Genomic DNA, 17,449 nt, shown 5'->3' with positions numbered 1-17,449 from the left:
TTTTGAGTTTACCTGCTTCTGAGAACTTCATAGCCCCTCCAAAATAACGATAACAATTTTAACAACTCATTATCATTTTGAATAGCCCTATTCGTTCAAAAACTGAGAACTTCTGTCTGGTCGCTTGGTCAGATAAGGTGTAAATTTAAACGTGCGAACCGCGCAGTTCTTGGTAGGAAAACGAATGGCAGATCCGACAAAGCAACCTGTTGTCATCGAACATCAGTCAGACACAAAAAAAAATACGCAACAAGAAAAGAAACAAGGCTACATAAAAGACAGTGCTAGTAAGGTAAAAACCATTGCCCAAATACACGGTCTTGACGCCTTACTGCAAACCGGCCCGCCAGCCAAATCTGCGTTTGAAAGAGCCCAATTGCGAGAGCAAAGACGCCAAGAACAGCGACAAAAAAACTTAGAACAGATTTTAAAATTAGCGCACAGTTCATGCCGAGATGAGACAGCGGGAGAGCCAGACCAAGATTGGTTGCATCGATTTTTTGAGATGGCTCAAGACATCCATAACAGCGCGATGCAAAAGCTATGGGCTCAAGTGATGAAGCGTGAAGTGACCAATCCGGGTTCAACGTCCATGAAAGCGTTGAAAACCCTCAAGGATATGTCACCAAAGGAAGCACAAACTCTGCAAAGAGCCGCCTCTTTAGCGTGCAGTTTTGGAGGGGATCACAGCAGAAAACTGCTGATTGGTTACAAAGCGCAAGGAGGCATATTTAGCTTCGGCAAGCGAGACGTCGCTAACAGCCTAAATATGGGAAGTTTTCAACTGCCGTATTCAAGCTTGTTGCTCTTAATTGAATTAGGGCTGCTGCACAGTGCCGAACTTGAATCTGGCGAAATTAGTATCGAGACACCGTTGGTCCTCACCTACCAAGGTAAAAACTTATCACTGAACGTAAACAGCAAAGGTGTCCGCCTTTTATATTACCGATTCACACCCACAGGTAATGAGCTCTGTACCTTGCTCGGTAACAAACCACATGCCGAATACTACGACCAAATGCTTGCACTGTTAAATCATAGATTTAGTGTCCATAGTGAAGCTAAAAGTACGGTTCATCATACCGTCTAGCCAGCTTGAGAAGCATTTGACTACCTATGAGCCAAATACTTCTCCAGCTGCTCAAAGAGCTTTAGGTCACCTATGATCTAAATGCTTTTTTATCGGATCACACCGCGTTGTTTAAGATCGATTAAGCACAAATCCACCAGCTCATCGACACTCTTTTCTCCCGCGGGCAAATCGATTTCAGGGTTCTCTGGCGCTTGATATTCCGAATCAATACCAGTGAAATTAGGAATCTCTCCCGCACGGGCTTTACGGTATAAACCCTTAGGATCTCGACCTTCGCAAACCTCTAGAGATGCATTGACATACACTTCGATAAACTCGCCTTCTGGCAATAAATCGCGTACTAACTTCCGCTCTGCACGATGCGGTGAAATAAACGCCGACAGAACAATTAAACCCGCATCTGCCATCAACTTCGCCAGTTCACCAATGCGACGAATGTTCTCGCGACGGTCCTGTTCAGAAAAACCTAAATCGCTACACAAACCATGCCGTACATTGTCACCATCCAATAAATAGGTGTGGTAACCCAATGCTGCAAGGCGATTTTCCAACGCCCCCGCTACGGTTGATTTACCCGCTCCAGATAAACCAGTGAACCACAATACGGCAGGTTTTTGCTTCTTTAATTCAGCACGAAACTGTTTATCAACCGAATGCTGGTGCCAAACAATGTTTTCATCTTTTACCGTCGTTTCGGCAGTCATAACGTATCCTTGTAAATATCGGAATTAAAACGGGAAAAAGACCGGGATCAAAGTAAGTACTAATACAGAGTACACAATCGAAATTGGCACTCCAATTCTCACGTAGTCGGTCAATTTGTAATTTCCTACGCTGTACACCAGCAGGTTAGTTTGGTAACCGTAGGGAGAGATAAAGCTCGCACTCGCGCCGAACAAAACCGCCATGATGAATGGCATCGGATCCACGCCATAACCCACCGCCATGCTATAGCCGATAGGAAAAGAAAGCGCAGCCGCGGCATTGTTTGTCACCAATTCAGTGAGTACCAATGTCATGATATAAGTCGCCACCAAGGCACCAAATACTCCCCAGCCATTAAACGCTTCAATAAACATCACTCCCATTCTTTCTGACAATCCAGAAGAGATCATCAGTTGAGCAATAGACAAAGCGGAACCGACAATCACGACGATATCGATCGGAAAACGGCGGCGCAGTTCTGAAATCTGCACAATACCAAACGCAATAAGCGCGATAAGGTACGCAGCTAGACCTTTAATAATCGGTACTAACTCTAATAGAGCGCATCCAATTACGGCTGCAAAGCCCAGTAATACAATGGAAGACTTATTAGTATCAAGCCGAGCGCTAGAGTCCAAGTCATGCACTAAAACAAACTCTTTACGATGAGCTCGGCGTTCAGACTCAAAACGCTTGCCTGGAACCAGAACTAACGTGTCCCCTGGCGCTAAGGTAATGCTACCCAAGCCACCTTCTAGGCGTTCGTGGCCTCGGCGAATCGCCACAACAACGGCATCGAATCGGTCGCGGAATCGGCTCTCTTTGAGGGTTTTGTAGCAAAACGTCGCCGACGAGCTCACCACAACTTCGATAAAGTTTTGCCCATTTAAGTGCTGCTGACCAAACAACTTGAGGCCCGGAATTTCTTGCAGGGTCGCGACGCTCTCAACATCGCCACAAAATAACAGGCGGTCTTTTGCATTGAGCACAAAATCCGGTCCCACAGAAGAAACAGTAACACCATCGCGCACCACTTCTGCAAGAAACAGTTTGCGCAGCGCACGTAAATTATTCTCGCTGATCGTACGCCCAACTAACGGTGAGCCTGGCTCAACGCGAGACTCAAGAAAGTAAGGTAAATCTTCTTGGTTTTGATCATCATAATTCGGTAGCAAGTAGCTGAGCGGGATAAGAATCAGCATCCCTCCCACCAGCACAGCCAAACCTATCATCGTGGGTGTAAAAAAGCTCAGGCTCGGTAAGCCTGCGTCTTCGACAAAGCTGTTGATGATTAAGTTAGTCGACGTACCAATCAAAGTTAACGTGCCACCAAAAATGGCGGCGTAAGACAAGGGAATAAGTAATTTCGAAGGTGCATGCTGCTGATTACGCTTAATCGCCCCAATCAATGAGACAACCACAGCGGTATTATTCGTAAATGAAGAAAGCAAGGCGGTCGACACACCGAGCTTAGCAATCACGCTGCCTAACTGGCCCTCAGAGATACTTCGGCTCACCCAACTGATCAGCAGTGTTTTTTCTAGAGCACAGGATGCAAGAATCAATAGAACCAGGGTTAACAATGAAGAGTTGGTAAAATTGGATGCGATAGTGGCTGAATCCATCATCCCAGCCATGAATGCAATAAAAGCGGCACCCGCAAAGACGTAACTAGGCTTAATTTTCGTGACAAGCAAGCAAGTGATAATGCCAAGCAAAATCGCTAACACAAACCCTTGTTCCCACATAGCCTTTCCTTACCAAATAGCCCCAAAGGGCACAACAACGACTCATTTATCCATGAAACACCGACAAACGAGTAAACAGACAAAAATCAGCGCAAGCGAAAAGAACATCAGAATGCTCGGTTTTCTTGGGCTCCACCGAAGCATTCTGGTATTAGGAGAATACCTAACGACATTTCGCAATTCAGTTAGGTAGCGACGCCCCAAGTACAACAGCAGACAGAGCCTGAAATTATCGTACTTGGGTAAGCCAGTTACTTTTTCAGAAACTGGCTGACGTCTTTTGCTTCCCAGTGTGGGAAGTGTTTACGGACAAGCGCATTAAGCTCAACTTCAAACGCAGAGATGTCCGTCAAATCGCGCTCAACCACGGCGAGGCTCTCTTTAACCATGCCGGCACCAACCGTCACGTTTGTCAGACGATCGATAATGATAAAGCCACCGGTATCTGCACAGTCTTGATAATTGTCCAGCGCAACTGACTCATTAAGAGACCATTCACACAAACCAATACCATTCAATGGCAGCTCTGCCGAGCTATGAGTCGAGAGATTATTAATGTCATATTGATGACGAATCGCTTCAACATGACCTACGGTTTTCTTACCTGCGATTTTGATGTCATAGTCACGACCCGGTTGCAGGGGTTGCTCTGTCATCCACACCACATCGGCAAGCAAATGGTTTGTGGTTTCCACTTGAGCATTATCTAGAACAATCAAATCGCCACGGCTAATATCGATCTCATCGCTTAGCGTCAGAGTGACAGCTAATCCGGCACGAGCTTCTTCGATATCACCATCAAAGGTCACAATACGTGCCACTGTTGACGTTTTACCCGATGGCAATGCTTTAATGGCATCACCGACTTTGATCGAACCAGAAGAAATGGTCCCCGCAAAACCACGGAAATCGAGGTTAGGACGATTAACGTATTGCACAGGGAAGCGGAATTCACCCGCGCCTTTTTCTTGATCCACATCGACCGTTTCAAGAAGCTCAAGCAATGATGGGCCTTTAAACCAAGTCAGGTTTTGGCCTTTATCCACCACATTGTCCCCTTCAAGCGCTGAGATCGGGATGATTTGAATATCAATATCCCCTGTCAGATTCTCAGAGAACTTCAAATACTCGTCGCGGATCTCTTCAAAGCGCTCTTGGGAGTAATCCACTAAGTCCATCTTGTTGATCGCCACAACAAAGTGCTTCAAACCCAACAGGTTGGAAATGAAAGAGTGACGACGAGTTTGATCGAGAATGCCCTTACGTGCATCAACCAGAATCACAGCTAAGTCACATGTCGATGCGCCTGTAGCCATGTTACGTGTGTACTGCTCGTGTCCAGGAGTATCTGCAATGATGAATTTACGTTTCTGCGTCGAGAAATAGCGGTAAGCCACATCAATCGTGATCCCCTGCTCTCGCTCAGCTTGTAAGCCATCGACCAACAACGCAAGGTCGGGCTTTTCACCCGTGGTACCCACACGTTGGCTGTCTGAATGCACTGCCGCTAGCTGATCTTCATAAATTTGTTTTGAGTCATGGAGTAAGCGACCGATTAATGTACTTTTACCGTCATCCACCGAGCCACAAGTCAAGAATCTAAGTAACGACTTGTACTGGTGTTGTGTTAAATAGCCTTCGATACCAAGCTCGGCTAATTGAGCTTCAACTGCACTGTTCATTATCTTTCCTTAGATCCTTTAGAAGTAACCTTGACGTTTCTTAAGCTCCATCGATCCTGACTGATCGTGGTCGATCGCTCGGCCTTGGCGCTCACTCGACGTTGCCACCAGCATCTCTTCGATAATGCCAGTTAAAGTGTTTGCTTCAGACTCGATGGCCCCGGTCAATGGATAACAACCAAGGGTACGGAAGCGCACGCTCTTCTCTTCAATCACTTCACCCGGTTGAAGCTCCATACGATCATCATCCACCATGATCAGCATGCCATCGCGTTCAACAACTGGGCGTTTGTCCGCGAGGTAAAGCGGCACGATCTCGATGTTTTCTAAATAGATGTATTGCCAGATATCAAGCTCAGTCCAGTTAGACAGTGGGAATACACGAATGCTCTCACCCTTATTAACCTGACCGTTGTACGTCTTCCATAGCTCAGGACGTTGGTTTTTAGGGTCCCATGTATGGTTCTTATCGCGGAATGAATACACGCGCTCTTTCGCCCGTGATTTCTCTTCGTCGCGGCGCGCACCACCAAAGGCAGCATCAAAACCGTACTTGTTCAGCGCTTGTTTTAAGCCTTGAGTCTTCATGATGTCAGTGTGCTTAGAAGAACCATGAACAAACGGGCTACAGCCCATGGCTAGACCTTCTGGATTCTTATGTACCAAAAGCTCAAAACCGTATTTGGCCGCGGTGCGATCACGAAATTCAATCATCTCGCGGAACTTCCAATCGGTGTCAACATGCAGCAATGGAAATGGAATCTTACCTGGGTAAAAAGCTTTACGCGCAAGGTGCAGCATCACTGATGAGTCTTTACCAATCGAATACATCATGACTGGGTTATCAAACTCAGCCGCAACTTCACGGATGATGTGGATACTCTCCGCTTCGAGTTGTTTAAGGTGAGTTAAACGTTGTTGGTCCATGTTTTGTATTTCCTTTTTAAGCTTGAAGGCGCATTACGTCTCTAATCTTTGGTCTGAAATTATATGGAGTTGGCAATAGCACTTTTGTTGAATTCAGTACTAGACAAAAACCAGTCTAACTTTTGAGACAGTCGCACTACCTCTCCGACAACAATCAAAGATGGCGACTGTGCTTCCTTCGATAAATCAGAGAGTTGGGAGAGTTCTCCCGTAAATACTTTTTGTTGAATCTGCGTGCCACGCTCAATAATGGCAATCGGAGTCGACGCTGAACGACCATGCTTAATGAGTTGATTCTGAATATAGTGTGATTTCATCAGCCCCATGTAGATCACTAAAGTCTGATTCCCACGCGCCAACGTGGACCAATCCATCTCATCACTTTCTTCTTTCAAGTGGCCAGTCACAAAGATGGCCGATTGCGCATAATCACGATGAGTCAGTGGAATACCAGCATAAGCGGTTGCGCCAGCTGCTGCGGTAATGCCAGGGACAACTTGAAAACGAACGCCGGCATCAGCAAGCACTTCTAACTCTTCACCACCACGACCGAATACAAACGGATCCCCACCTTTAATGCGCACTACTTTGTAGCCCTGCTTGGCAAAATCCACCAAAAGCTGATTCGTCTTCTCCTGCGGCACACTGTGATGCCCAGCTCGCTTCCCAACGCACACCAAAATCGTATCGCTTGGAATCAATGCCATGATTTCTTCAGACACCAAGTAGTCGTACAAAACCACATCAGCTTGCTGCAAGCAGTTCAGTGCTTTCACCGTCAGAAGTTCAGGATCGCCTGGTCCTGCACCTACTAAGGCGACTTCACCAGGCTGTAGCGATTGCTTTGCAAAACGAGTAACACCAGCGACTGGGTTGTCAGAAACTAACCGGGGCTTTGGTTTAGGGAAAGAAGTGACTGAATCGTTCGTTGCCATGTGCTTGCTCATCGTCCATTGATATCGTTATGCAAGCATTATGGCGGGGCGTTTATATTACCTGAAATTCTAAAATTTCATTTTTTATTCAAAAATCTGCTAAGAAGTTTTTGTTTGGTCTCATTCAAAAGCGTGAAAAAGTCGGCGGTTAATATGAATAAGGTTCAGTAAACTGATTAATGTTCACAGTTTTCTGTATCTTTATCATCGAGTTGCACCTGTATTTGATACATTACGCAGTACGATTTCCCCTTATCATTGAATTGGAGCACCAAATGAAAGTGGCAGTTCATCCTATTTCCCTCGCAGTTTTAAGTGGCATGCTAACGCTTGCTGGCCCAGCAATGGCCGATACCATCAAGCTTCGTATTATCGAAACCACCGACATTCACACCAACGTGATGGATTACGATTACTACAAAGACCAACCATCACAGCAAATCGGTTTAAGTCGCGCTGCGACAATAGTGAAACAAGCTAAGTCCGAGGCAGAAAACACGGTACTAGTAGATAACGGTGATTTAATTCAGGGCAGCCCAATGGGCGATTACATGGCAGCAAAGGGGATTAATCCCGGCGACGTGCACCCAGTCTACAAAGCGATGAACAAGCTAGACTACGATGTGGGCAACATTGGCAATCATGAGTTCAACTATGGCTTAGATTTCCTACAAACGACGTTGAAGGGGGCAAACTTCCCTTACATCAATGCAAACGTATTTGATAAACAAACCGGTGAGCATTACTTCAAGCCTTACCTCATCAAAACTCACACATTTAAAGACACAGACGGCGAAGCGCATCAAATAAAAGTGGGTTACATCGGCTTTGTACCACCACAAATTATGGTATGGGATAAGAAGAACTTAGAAGGCAAAGTCTTTGCTAAAGACATTAAGGAAACAGCAGAGAAACTGATTCCTCAAATGAAGAAAGAAGGCGCAGACGTGATTGTGGCGATTCCACACTCGGGCATTTCTACTGATCCATACAAACTAGGCGCTGAAAACTCTGTTTACTACCTCACAGAAGTTGAAGGTATTGATGCGATTGCTTTTGGCCACTCTCACGCCGTCTTCCCAGGGAAAGACTTCGCAAACCTACCTGGTGTTGATATAGATAAAGGGACCATCAATGGTGTAACGTCCGTGATGCCGGGCCGCTGGGGAAGTCACGTAGGTGTGATGGATTTGATGCTGAAAGAGAAAGACGGCAGATGGCAAGTCGTCGAAGGCCAAGCAGAAGCACGCCCTATCTTCGATAAAGTAAATAAGAAGTCATTAGCTAAAGCCGATGCAGATATTGTGAAAGCGTTAGAAGAAGATCACAAAGGCACTCGTGAATTTGTAAACCAACCAATCGGCAAAGCAAATGATGTCATGTACAGCTTCTTGGCATTAGTGCAGGACGACCCCACCATTCAAATCGTTAACCTTGCTCAGAAAGACTACGTAGAACGCTTTATTCAAGGCGACCCAGACCTTTCTGACATTCCAGTACTGAGTGCGGCAGCACCATTTAAAGTCGGCGGTCGTAAGAACGATCCGAATAACTTTACAGAAGTAGAATCCGGTCAGCTCACCTTCCGTAATGCGGCCGATCTTTACTTATATCCAAACACCTTGGTTGCGATGAAAGTGAAAGGTAAAGAAGTTCGCGAATGGCTAGAGTGCAGTGCGGGTCAATTCAACCACATCGACATCAACAATCCTAAACCGCAATCTTTGATTGATTGGGATAATTTCCGTACGTACAACTTCGATGTTATTGATGGGGTTAACTACCAAATCGACGTTACCCAACCGCCGAAGTACGATGCGGATTGTAAAGTGATTAATCCAGATTCTCAGCGTATTGTGAATCTGACGTTCAATGGTAAGCCTGTCAATCCGAAGCAAGATTTCATCATCGCAACCAATAACTACCGTGCTTATAGCAATACTTTCCCTGGTACAGGCCCAGATTTCATTGCGTTTGACGCACCAGATGAAAACCGCTCTGTCGTCGCCACTTATATTTCTCGCGTGAGTGAAGAAAAAGGAGAAGTGACACCAAGCGCTGACAACAACTGGTCTTTCGCACCGATTAAGTCCGATAACAAGCTAGATATTCGTTTCGAAACCTCCCCTAGCGATAAAGCGGCGCAGTTCATCAAAGAGAAAGGACAATACCCAATGAAACGCGTGTCAACAGACGACATTGGTTTCGCAATTTATCAAATCGATCTGAATAAATAAGGTTGATTTGACAGCAACACTAAGCGGCTCTCATGAGCCGCTTTTTTGTTATCAATAAAACCCGTTAAAATAAAGAAAACCGTTTCTGAGTTATCACATGCACAGCGATCTTTTTTCAGACTTAGTCAAACATGGCTTTTTAGAGACAGAAGCAAACCAACTTATTGAAAATGGTGAGTTGCTCGAACTGCCTACACGCCACATTCTTGATCACCAAGGGGAGTTTAGCTCACACCTTTACTTCATCATTGAGGGGTTATGCCACGCAAGCTATCTTACTGAGCACGGCAAAGAATTCAGTAAAGAATTTTATTGGGAGAAGGACTGGGTTATCGGGTTTGAGAGCATAATAAAGGACCAACCTTCGCCTTACTTATTGGAAACGCTGAGCGCTTGTCAGCTATTTTGCTTGCCAATTGAAACGTTGCATCACTGGCGAGCAGAAAAGCACGCCATTTACTTAAAGCTACTCGAAAACCAACTGGTTAATAAAGAGAACAAAGAACGCTTTATGTTGCTCTACTCTCCAGAAGAACGATATCAATTATTTTGCGCTCATTACCCAGATTTAAAGCAACGTATTACCGATAGTCAAATTGCGGCCTACCTCGGCATTACGCCAATCAGTTTGAGCCGAATCAAAGCGCGCTTAACCAAAGATCACACTCTCAAATAAACTCAAAAAAGAAAAAAGCTCTTCAAACGAAGAGCTTTTTCTCTGCTATTTGAGCTATTTAAGAATTCGCGCCCGGAATTGGCGCCCTTTCATCTTGCCGTTACTAATGGTCTGTAGAGCCTTTTTAGCCACAGACTTTTCGACGGCAACATAAGCGCGTACAGGGAACAGGTGAATCTTTCCGACTTGAGAGCCTGGAATACCATTTTTTCCTGTCAAACAACCTAAAATATCACCCGGTCGTACTTTCTGTTTCTTACCGCCATCAATGTTAATCGTCACCATCTTCGCTTGGTATGGCTGCTGATTTGATTTGGCAGGCAATGTTGCTGGTACCACGTCCATCTCTAGGTATTCTTCAATACGAGCTACACGTAAACCGTCTTTCTCACCAAAAAAGCTGAACGCTAAACCTTTACTACCCGCACGACCTGTACGACCAATACGGTGCACATGAACCTCAGGATCGCGCGATAGCTCAAAGTTAAAGACAGCATCAAGATTATCAACGTCCAAACCACGCGCCGCAACGTCTGTTGCAACAAGGATAGACACACTCTTGTTAGCAAACTGCACCAATGCTTGGTCGCGTTCACGCTGCTCTAAGTCCCCATGGATATCGATAACGCTGAATCCTTTGTGATGCAACTCATCTGCGACACTTTGAACTTCTTTTTTGGTATTACAAAAAACCACCGCGGACTCTGGTTGGTGAGTCAGCAGCAAATTCGCCAATGCTTCATCACGTGCTTCCGAGCCTTCAACTTTATAGAAGTACTGCGCAATGCTTGAGGTATCATGCGTCGATTCCACCTTAATCACTTCCGGTGTCTGCATTATACGCTGCGCAATTTGCTCAATTTTCTCTGGAAAAGTAGCACTGAAAAGTAGAGTTTGGCGCTGCTTTGGCGCTGCATCGATGATTGCATCTAATGCGTCTTGGAAACCCATGTCCAACATGCGATCAGCTTCATCTAGCACCAAGGTATTCAGTTCGCTAAGATCAATTCGGCCTTTCTCAAGGTGATCCAAAATACGACCAGGTGTACCAACTAGGATATGCGCACCATGCTCCAGCGAACCAATTTGTGGCCCCATTGGCATCCCACCGCAGAGAGTAAGCACTTTAATATTATGAATGCCGCGACCTAAAGTACGAATTTCCTTCGCTACTTGGTCTGCAAGCTCACGTGTTGGACACAATACTAATGACTGGACACGAAAGCGTTTGACGTTGAGGTTCGATAAAACCCCTAAACCAAATGCAGCGGTTTTACCTGAGCCCGTTTTACCCTGCCCGATGACATCACGATGTTTTAGGATTGCAGGCAAGCTCAAAGCTTGAATTGGCGTCATGTGGGTATAGTTCAGGGAATCAAGTGTGGCGAGTAACGCTGGGTTCAGCCCAACTTGATCGAATGTTTGTTTGCTCACGGGGATATCCTCAGGTGAGATGGAAAGAGGGCACATTATCACCAGATTTGGTGGGAAAACCAGTGCTAATTAACCTTTGTTAATGAGTATGAGCTCAAAACAAAGTAAAGTCAGTCACTCTATTCTCATTACGGATAACAACATGCTCACTTGGATTACTTTGCCCTTTGCTCAGCTAACAACCACACAGCTGTATGAAATGATGAAATTGCGTGTGGATGTATTCGTTGTTGAACAAACCTGCCCTTACCCTGAACTTGATGGTAAGGACACACTGGAAGGCGTTTATCATCTAATAGGCTATCACGGTGATGAACTGGTTGCTTGCGCACGATTACTGCCCGCAGGCACCTCGTATGACAATGTGAGTATTGGTCGAGTGGTGACAAAGCAGACCGCGCGAGGCGGTGGCTTAGGCCATAAGTTATTGGACAAGGCCTTGGCACAATGCGAAACATTATGGCCAGGACAGACAATAGATATAGGTGCTCAAGAACACCTCATCCAGTTTTATGCAAGTCATGGATTCAAGGTTATCTCAGAGTGCTATCTTGAAGATGGTATCCCTCATGTGGATATGCGGAAAGAATCCGTAGCGCTATAAGCTTCAATTCGATTGGTTACTATGAAAACTAATCGCTATGAAAAACCGACTAAAAAGACGCGATATTCGCGTCTTTTCATTTGAAGCGTTTACTTGTTACGCCCAAAGGACCCATCCGATAAACGGAAAAACATAACGGACCGCCCGCTTTTTTCCAGCTGTAGCATATCTAACTCGCCTTCGTCACTAAGCTTAAAGCGAATCAACTGTCCCTGCTTTATTTGGCTTAGCGGCTTATCACTGCCTTCTATTTTGACTAGAGCGCTAAGATCCGCCATAGAGAGCTGATTACTTCTGAAAACCTGCGCTAATGTATCACCATTTTTAACCGTGTACTCTTTCCAGTCTTCAGATTTCGGTCCAGAGTTCTGAGAGGTTCTCTGCTGGCTTAAACTCTGCGCGTTCAGCTCAATCGCTACGCGTTGATGATCGACCTCAGTCTGCGCAACTGGCTGGTCTGTTTTATTCGGCAAAGGAATAACAAGGAGTACCAGAATCAATGGCACTAAGACCATCAAAGCACGCTGATGAAATTTAGGCAGGCGCAACCAAAACTGCTTAACAGGCTGTATACGCTCCAACCATTGCTCTTTGTTGAACGGCTGCTTCCAGTCGATAGCAGCGAATTTTTGTTTAACCAACTCGACATAGTCGACTTGCTGCTTTTTCTTTCTGCGACGATTCATTGTAATGAGTCCCTTAATACTTCTACGGCCAGTATAAAAATACCGACGCGGAGAGTATATGTTTTTCACCAAACTAAAATGGAATTGGGATTAAATTAGCAGAAATTTCACTTGGAGTAAGAGATAAGTCACAACCTGGTCGCCTCAATTAAGCATTCAGTCGCAATCATTTAAACCTAAGCTCGAAACTGATATCCTGTTACCTTTATCACTCCTAATAAGAGCGACATTCATGTCTGAAATTAAATTTGAAACTGCAGAACAAAAAGCAAGCTACGGCATTGGTCTGCAAATGGGTCAGCAACTTGCAGGCTCTGGTCTTGAAGGTCTTAGCGTTGATGCTATCGCAGCAGGTATTGCAACAGCACTAACTGGTGACATGCCATCAATCGAAATTGATGAAATCAACAAAGCACTACAAGAACTTCACACTCGTGCAGAAACAGCTCGCCAAGAAGCAGCAAAAATTGCGGCAGCAGAAGGCGAAGCGTTCCTAAAAGACAACGCTCTACGACCTGAAGTTAACGTTCTAGACTCTGGTCTTCAGTACGAAATCATTTCTGAAGGTACTGGTGCAGTTCCTACAGCAGAAAGCTCAGTTCGCGTTCACTACCACGGTGAGCTAACTGACGGTACTGTATTCGATAGCTCTGTATCTCGCGGTCAACCTGCTGAATTCCCTGTTACAGGTGTAATCAAAGGTTGGGTAGAGGCACTACAACTAATGCCTGTTGGCTCTAAGTGGAAGCTATACGTACCACAAGATCTTGCGTACGGTGAGCGTGGCGCTGGTGCGGCTATCCCTCCATTTGCAGCTTTAGTTTTCGAAGTAGAACTATTAGATATTATCTAATTGAAACCATTTTCAATTATGATTAAATAAAACGGCGCACTAGCGCCGTTTTTTTGTCTAAACTGAATAGACTTTCTCACCTCTGAACCTTTCACTCTGATAGCCTTTAAAAATAAAATCACTTTTAAAAAACGCTCAACCTTTGGAGGTACTATGCGTAAAACACTCCTAACTCTAGCACTCCTATCAATCAACATTGGTAGTGCGCACGCATTCTTAGATTCAGTCACTCAAAAAAGTAAAGAAAGTGGCCTGATGGACATGGTCGGCAGCAGCTTGAACACCGAGTCATCTCCATTAACAGACATGCTAACTAGCCAATTACCAGTATCCACTGAGCAAGCAGCCGGAGGCAGTGGTGCGCTACTCGCTTTGGCTCAAAGCCAGCTTTCGCAAGAAAATAGTAGTGAATTACAGTCTTTGATTCCTGGACTTTCAAACTTGCAAGGAGCACAAAGCTTACTAGGAAATATTGAGAATATCAGTGCAGTCAAAAGTGCATTCGATACGTTAGGTTTAGACCCATCTATGATCAGTCAGTTTGCTCCAGTCATCTTGGATTACTTGAACAAGCAAGGCGCTAGCGAAGGGCTTCTAAGTTCGTTGGGCGGGTTGTGGAATACTAGTAAATAAGCGTAAGTGATAATCACTTTTTAAATTGCCAGTCTGCATGGGTTGAAATAAATGCAGGCTGGATATAAAGGTTTACTGAATTACAGATACAAAAAAGCCGAGCTAATGCTCGGCTTTCTCGTTCTTACGAACTGATTACTCAGCAGCTTCTTCAGCAGCTGGGCGATCTACAAGCTCAATGTAAGCCATTGGAGCTTTATCACCAGCACGGAAGCCAGCTTTTAGGATACGAGTGTAACCGCCCTGACGAGCAGCAAAACGTGGACCTAGTTCGTTAAATAGTTTTGCAACTACTTCGTTGTCACGAGTACGTGCAAATGCTAGACGACGGTTAGCAACACTGTCAGTCTTAGCTAGTGTAATCAAAGGCTCAACTACGCGACGTAGCTCTTTTGCTTTTGGCAAAGTAGTCTTGATAACTTCATGACGTACTAGAGAGCTAGCCATGTTGCTGAACATCGCTTTGCGATGTGAGCTGTTGCGGTTGAGTTGACGACCACTCTTACGATGGCGCATGACCTAATCCTTCTAACTAGTATCGATTAATCTTCAGCGATTGATGCAGGTGGCCAGTTTTCTAGGCGCATGCCCAGAGACAGACCACGTGACGCAAGTACGTCTTTAATCTCAGTAAGAGATTTTTTACCAAGGTTAGGCGTTTTAAGTAGCTCAACCTCAGTACGTTGTACTAGATCACCGATGTAGTGAATCGCTTCTGCTTTCAAACAGTTAGCAGAGCGAACTGTTAGTTCAAGATCGTCTACAGGACGCAGTAGGATCGGATCGAATTCTGGCTTCTCTTCCTTCTCCTCAGGAACTCGTACATCACGAAGATCTACGAATGCATCCAATTGTTCAGCTAGGATTGTAGCTGCACGACGGATTGCTTCCTCAGGTTCTAGAGTACCGTTTGTTTCCATATCGATAACAAGCTTGTCTAGATCAGTACGCTGTTCTACACGAGCTGCTTCTACAGCGTAGGCAATTTTGTCTACTGGGCTGTAAGTAGCATCTACTAGTAGGCGACCGATAGGACGCTCGTCTTCTTCGTTATGGATACGCGCAGAAGCTGGAACATAACCACGACCACGTTCAACTTTGATACGCATTGCGATCTCAGCGTTGTCATCCGTCAGGTGACAAATTACGTGTTCAGGGTTAGCGATCTCTACATCACCATCATGGGTGATGTCACCTGCAACCACAGGGCCCGAGCCTGATTTGTTCAAAGTAATGAACACTTCATCTTTGCCTTCGGCAACGCGCACAGCCAAACCTTTAAGGTTTAGAAGAATTTCAAGAATATCTTCTTGAACGCCTTCTTTCGTGCTGTACTCATGAAGTACGCCTTCAATTTCTACTTCTGTTACAGCACAACCTGGCATAGAAGATAGAAGGATGCGGCGAAGTGCATTACCCAGAGTATGACCAAAGCCACGCTCTAATGGCTCAAGAGTTACTTTTGCGTGAGTCGAGCTGATTTGTTCGATGTCAACTAGACGTGGCTTAAGAAATTCTGTTACAGAACCCTGCATTGTGTCCTCTCTTTAGTTTAAACCTTACTTAGAGTAAAGCTCGACGATCAATTGTTCGTTGATGTCAGCTGATAGATCAGAACGCTCAGGCATACGCTTGAATGTACCTTCCATCTTGCCACCATCTACTTCAATCCAAGTTGGTTTTTCACGTTGTTCAGCAACTTCTAGAGCTGCTTTGATACGAGCTTGCTGTTTAGCTTTCTCGCGAATAGAAACAACGTCATTAGCCGCTACTTTGAAAGAAGGAACGTTTACAACTTTACCGTTTACTAGGATAGCTTTGTGGCTAACTAGCTGACGTGCTTCTGCGCGAGTTGCGCCAAAGCCCATGCGGTAAACTACGTTATCAAGACGACCTTCAAGAAGCTGAAGTAGGTTTTCACCAGTGTTGCCTTTTAGGCGAGCAGCTTCTTTGTAGTAGTTACGGAATTGTTTTTCTAGAACGCCGTACATACGACGTACTTTTTGCTTCTCACGAAGCTGAACGCCATACTCAGATAGACGACCGCGACGAGCGCCGTGTACACCTGGTGCGTTATCAATTTTACACTTGGTATCGATCGCGCGAACACCAGACTTAAGGAATAAGTCAGTGCCTTCACGACGGCTAAGCTTCAGCTTAGGACCCAAATATCTTGCCATGATTCTTCTCCAATTGTCCTAGAAACGTTATACGCGACGTTTCTTAGGTGGACGACAACCGTTATGAGGGATTGGTGTAGCATCAACGATGTTTGTGATGCGGAAACCAGCGGCGTTTAGTGCACGAACAGTAGATTCGCGACCTGGACCAGGACCCTTAACCATAACTTCCAAGTTCTTTAGGCCGTATTCTTTAGCCATTTCAGCACAACGCTCAGCAGCAACCTGTGCAGCGAACGGAGTAGACTTACGAGAACCACGGAAACCAGAACCACCTGCAGTAGCCCATGCAAGAGCGTTACCTTGACGGTCAGTAATGGTTACGATTGTGTTATTGAAAGAAGCATGGATGTGCGCAACGCCATCTGCAACTTGCTTGCGTACGCGCTTACGAGCGCGAGTTGGTTGTTTAGCCATTGTACTCTACCTTCCCGATTATTTCTTGATCGGCTTACGCGGACCCTTACGGGTGCGAGCGTTGGTTTTAGTACGCTGTCCACGTAGTGGTAGACTGCGACGATGACGAAGACCACGGTAACAGCCAAGGTCCATAAGACGCTTGATGTTCATAGATACTTCACGACGTAGATCACCTTCTACAGTGTACTTAGCTACACCATCACGCAGTTGATCGATCTGCTCTTCAGTTAGTTCACTGATCTTAACATTTTCAGCAATACCCACTTCAGCTAGGATAGCTTGAGAGCGAGTTTTACCGATGCCGTAGATCGCTGTTAGAGCGATTACTGCATGTTTCTGATCAGGAATGTTAATGCCTGCTATACGGGCCATTATTCACTCCTAAGTGTTTCTATAAAAGAATTAGCCGCAGCAAAGCCCGTTATGGATACGCTGCGGAATACTACTTCTTTTGCACGCAAAAGGTAGGCCGAGGAATATACTCGACCCAACCTTCATTTTCAAGTAAAAATTTCTGCTAATTAGCCTTGGCGCTGTTTGTGCTTTGGCTCACTGCAAATCACGCGAACGACACCGTTACGCTTGATTACTTTACAGTTACGGCAGATTTTTTTAACGGAAGCACGAACTTTCATT

19 protein-coding genes are annotated in these 17,449 nt (G+C 45.3%); 6 read left to right on the top strand and 13 right to left on the bottom strand.

Features of this window, described 5'->3' with window-relative positions:
• Positions 1–184 precede the first annotated feature (184 nt).
• Entirely contained in the window at positions 185–1,090 is a 906-nt protein-coding gene (locus tag IQP38_RS09315) for a TIGR03899 family protein (protein ID WP_064368954.1), read from the top strand.
• Positions 1,091–1,179: 89 nt separating this feature from the next.
• On the opposite strand, the gene cysC is transcribed toward IQP38_RS09315, so the two are convergent.
• From cysC to cobA, 5 genes are all read right to left on the bottom strand, one after another.
• Positions 1,180–1,797 (bottom strand): adenylyl-sulfate kinase, encoded by a 618-nt coding sequence (gene cysC / locus IQP38_RS09310; protein WP_005379598.1) that lies wholly within the window; start codon positions 1,795–1,797, stop codon positions 1,180–1,182.
• Positions 1,798–1,821: 24 nt separating this feature from the next.
• The gene (locus IQP38_RS09305) at positions 1,822–3,546 is read right to left on the bottom strand and encodes an SLC13 family permease (RefSeq protein ID WP_005379596.1); all 1,725 of its coding nucleotides are present in this window, start codon (positions 3,544–3,546) and stop codon (positions 1,822–1,824) included.
• Positions 3,547–3,797: 251 nt separating this feature from the next.
• Positions 3,798–5,228 (bottom strand): sulfate adenylyltransferase subunit CysN, encoded by a 1,431-nt coding sequence (cysN, locus tag IQP38_RS09300; RefSeq protein ID WP_017633444.1) that lies wholly within the window; start codon positions 5,226–5,228, stop codon positions 3,798–3,800.
• Positions 5,229–5,246: 18 nt separating this feature from the next.
• The gene (gene cysD / locus IQP38_RS09295) at positions 5,247–6,155 is read right to left on the bottom strand and encodes a sulfate adenylyltransferase subunit CysD (RefSeq protein ID WP_005379592.1); all 909 of its coding nucleotides are present in this window, start codon (positions 6,153–6,155) and stop codon (positions 5,247–5,249) included.
• A gap of 59 nt (positions 6,156–6,214) precedes the next feature.
• Positions 6,215–7,090, bottom strand: a complete 876-nt coding sequence (gene cobA / locus IQP38_RS09290) for a uroporphyrinogen-III C-methyltransferase (RefSeq protein ID WP_031780800.1) — start codon at positions 7,088–7,090, stop codon at positions 6,215–6,217.
• A 275-nt stretch (positions 7,091–7,365) separates the two neighbouring features.
• Here cobA and cpdB point away from each other — a divergent pair, with 275 nt between their 5' ends.
• Together cpdB and IQP38_RS09280 are read left to right on the top strand one after the other, a co-directional pair.
• The gene (gene cpdB / locus IQP38_RS09285; protein ID WP_193837531.1) at positions 7,366–9,327 is read left to right on the top strand and encodes a 2',3'-cyclic-nucleotide 2'-phosphodiesterase; all 1,962 of its coding nucleotides are present in this window, start codon (positions 7,366–7,368) and stop codon (positions 9,325–9,327) included.
• Between the two features lie 97 nt (positions 9,328–9,424).
• Positions 9,425–10,003 carry a Crp/Fnr family transcriptional regulator gene (locus IQP38_RS09280; RefSeq protein WP_161441116.1) on the top strand — a complete coding sequence of 193 codons (579 nt, stop codon included), beginning with the start codon at positions 9,425–9,427 and terminating at the stop codon, positions 10,001–10,003.
• A gap of 54 nt (positions 10,004–10,057) precedes the next feature.
• On the opposite strand, the gene dbpA is transcribed toward IQP38_RS09280, so the two are convergent.
• Positions 10,058–11,437 (bottom strand): ATP-dependent RNA helicase DbpA, encoded by a 1,380-nt coding sequence (dbpA, locus tag IQP38_RS09275; RefSeq protein ID WP_005379583.1) that lies wholly within the window; start codon positions 11,435–11,437, stop codon positions 10,058–10,060.
• 142 nt (positions 11,438–11,579) lie between these two features.
• Here dbpA and IQP38_RS09270 point away from each other — a divergent pair, with 142 nt between their 5' ends.
• A complete protein-coding gene (locus IQP38_RS09270; protein ID WP_033906124.1) occupies positions 11,580–12,041 on the top strand; it encodes a GNAT family N-acetyltransferase in 462 nt (153 codons plus the stop codon).
• Between the two features lie 89 nt (positions 12,042–12,130).
• On the opposite strand, the gene IQP38_RS09265 is transcribed toward IQP38_RS09270, so the two are convergent.
• Complete coding sequence (locus tag IQP38_RS09265; RefSeq protein ID WP_193837530.1) at positions 12,131–12,727, bottom strand: LysM-like peptidoglycan-binding domain-containing protein; 597 nt, start codon at positions 12,725–12,727, stop codon at positions 12,131–12,133.
• A 232-nt stretch (positions 12,728–12,959) separates the two neighbouring features.
• Here IQP38_RS09265 and IQP38_RS09260 point away from each other — a divergent pair, with 232 nt between their 5' ends.
• Together IQP38_RS09260 and IQP38_RS09255 are read left to right on the top strand one after the other, a co-directional pair.
• Positions 12,960–13,580 (top strand): FKBP-type peptidyl-prolyl cis-trans isomerase, encoded by a 621-nt coding sequence (locus IQP38_RS09260; RefSeq protein WP_005383137.1) that lies wholly within the window; start codon positions 12,960–12,962, stop codon positions 13,578–13,580.
• Positions 13,581–13,733: 153 nt separating this feature from the next.
• The gene (locus tag IQP38_RS09255) at positions 13,734–14,213 is read left to right on the top strand and encodes a DUF2780 domain-containing protein (RefSeq protein WP_017820297.1); all 480 of its coding nucleotides are present in this window, start codon (positions 13,734–13,736) and stop codon (positions 14,211–14,213) included.
• Between the two features lie 135 nt (positions 14,214–14,348).
• Here IQP38_RS09255 and rplQ read toward each other — a convergent pair whose 3' ends face one another.
• From rplQ to rpmJ, 6 genes are all read right to left on the bottom strand, one after another.
• Positions 14,349–14,729: a 50S ribosomal protein L17 gene (rplQ, locus tag IQP38_RS09250; RefSeq protein WP_005383141.1), complete on the bottom strand. Its 381-nt coding sequence runs from the start codon at positions 14,727–14,729 to the stop codon at positions 14,349–14,351.
• Between the two features lie 26 nt (positions 14,730–14,755).
• Positions 14,756–15,748 (bottom strand): DNA-directed RNA polymerase subunit alpha, encoded by a 993-nt coding sequence (locus IQP38_RS09245; RefSeq protein ID WP_005383143.1) that lies wholly within the window; start codon positions 15,746–15,748, stop codon positions 14,756–14,758.
• Positions 15,749–15,772: 24 nt separating this feature from the next.
• A complete protein-coding gene (gene rpsD / locus IQP38_RS09240) occupies positions 15,773–16,393 on the bottom strand; it encodes a 30S ribosomal protein S4 (protein ID WP_005383146.1) in 621 nt (206 codons plus the stop codon).
• Between the two features lie 27 nt (positions 16,394–16,420).
• Positions 16,421–16,810: a 30S ribosomal protein S11 gene (gene rpsK / locus IQP38_RS09235; protein WP_001118870.1), complete on the bottom strand. Its 390-nt coding sequence runs from the start codon at positions 16,808–16,810 to the stop codon at positions 16,421–16,423.
• An 18-nt stretch (positions 16,811–16,828) separates the two neighbouring features.
• Positions 16,829–17,185, bottom strand: coding sequence for a 30S ribosomal protein S13 (gene rpsM, locus IQP38_RS09230; RefSeq protein ID WP_005383154.1), 357 nt, complete (start codon positions 17,183–17,185; stop codon positions 16,829–16,831).
• Between the two features lie 149 nt (positions 17,186–17,334).
• Positions 17,335–17,448 carry a 50S ribosomal protein L36 gene (gene rpmJ / locus IQP38_RS09225; protein ID WP_000868186.1) on the bottom strand — a complete coding sequence of 38 codons (114 nt, stop codon included), beginning with the start codon at positions 17,446–17,448 and terminating at the stop codon, positions 17,335–17,337.
• Between the last annotated feature and the right edge of the window lies 1 nt (position 17,449).

The organism is Vibrio sp. OPT41 (assembly GCF_015163595.1).
Classification (GTDB): Bacteria; Pseudomonadota; Gammaproteobacteria; order Enterobacterales; family Vibrionaceae; genus Vibrio; species Vibrio alginolyticus.
The sequence above is the reverse complement of the archived record's forward strand: the minus strand, read 5'-3'. Positions and strand labels throughout refer to the sequence as shown.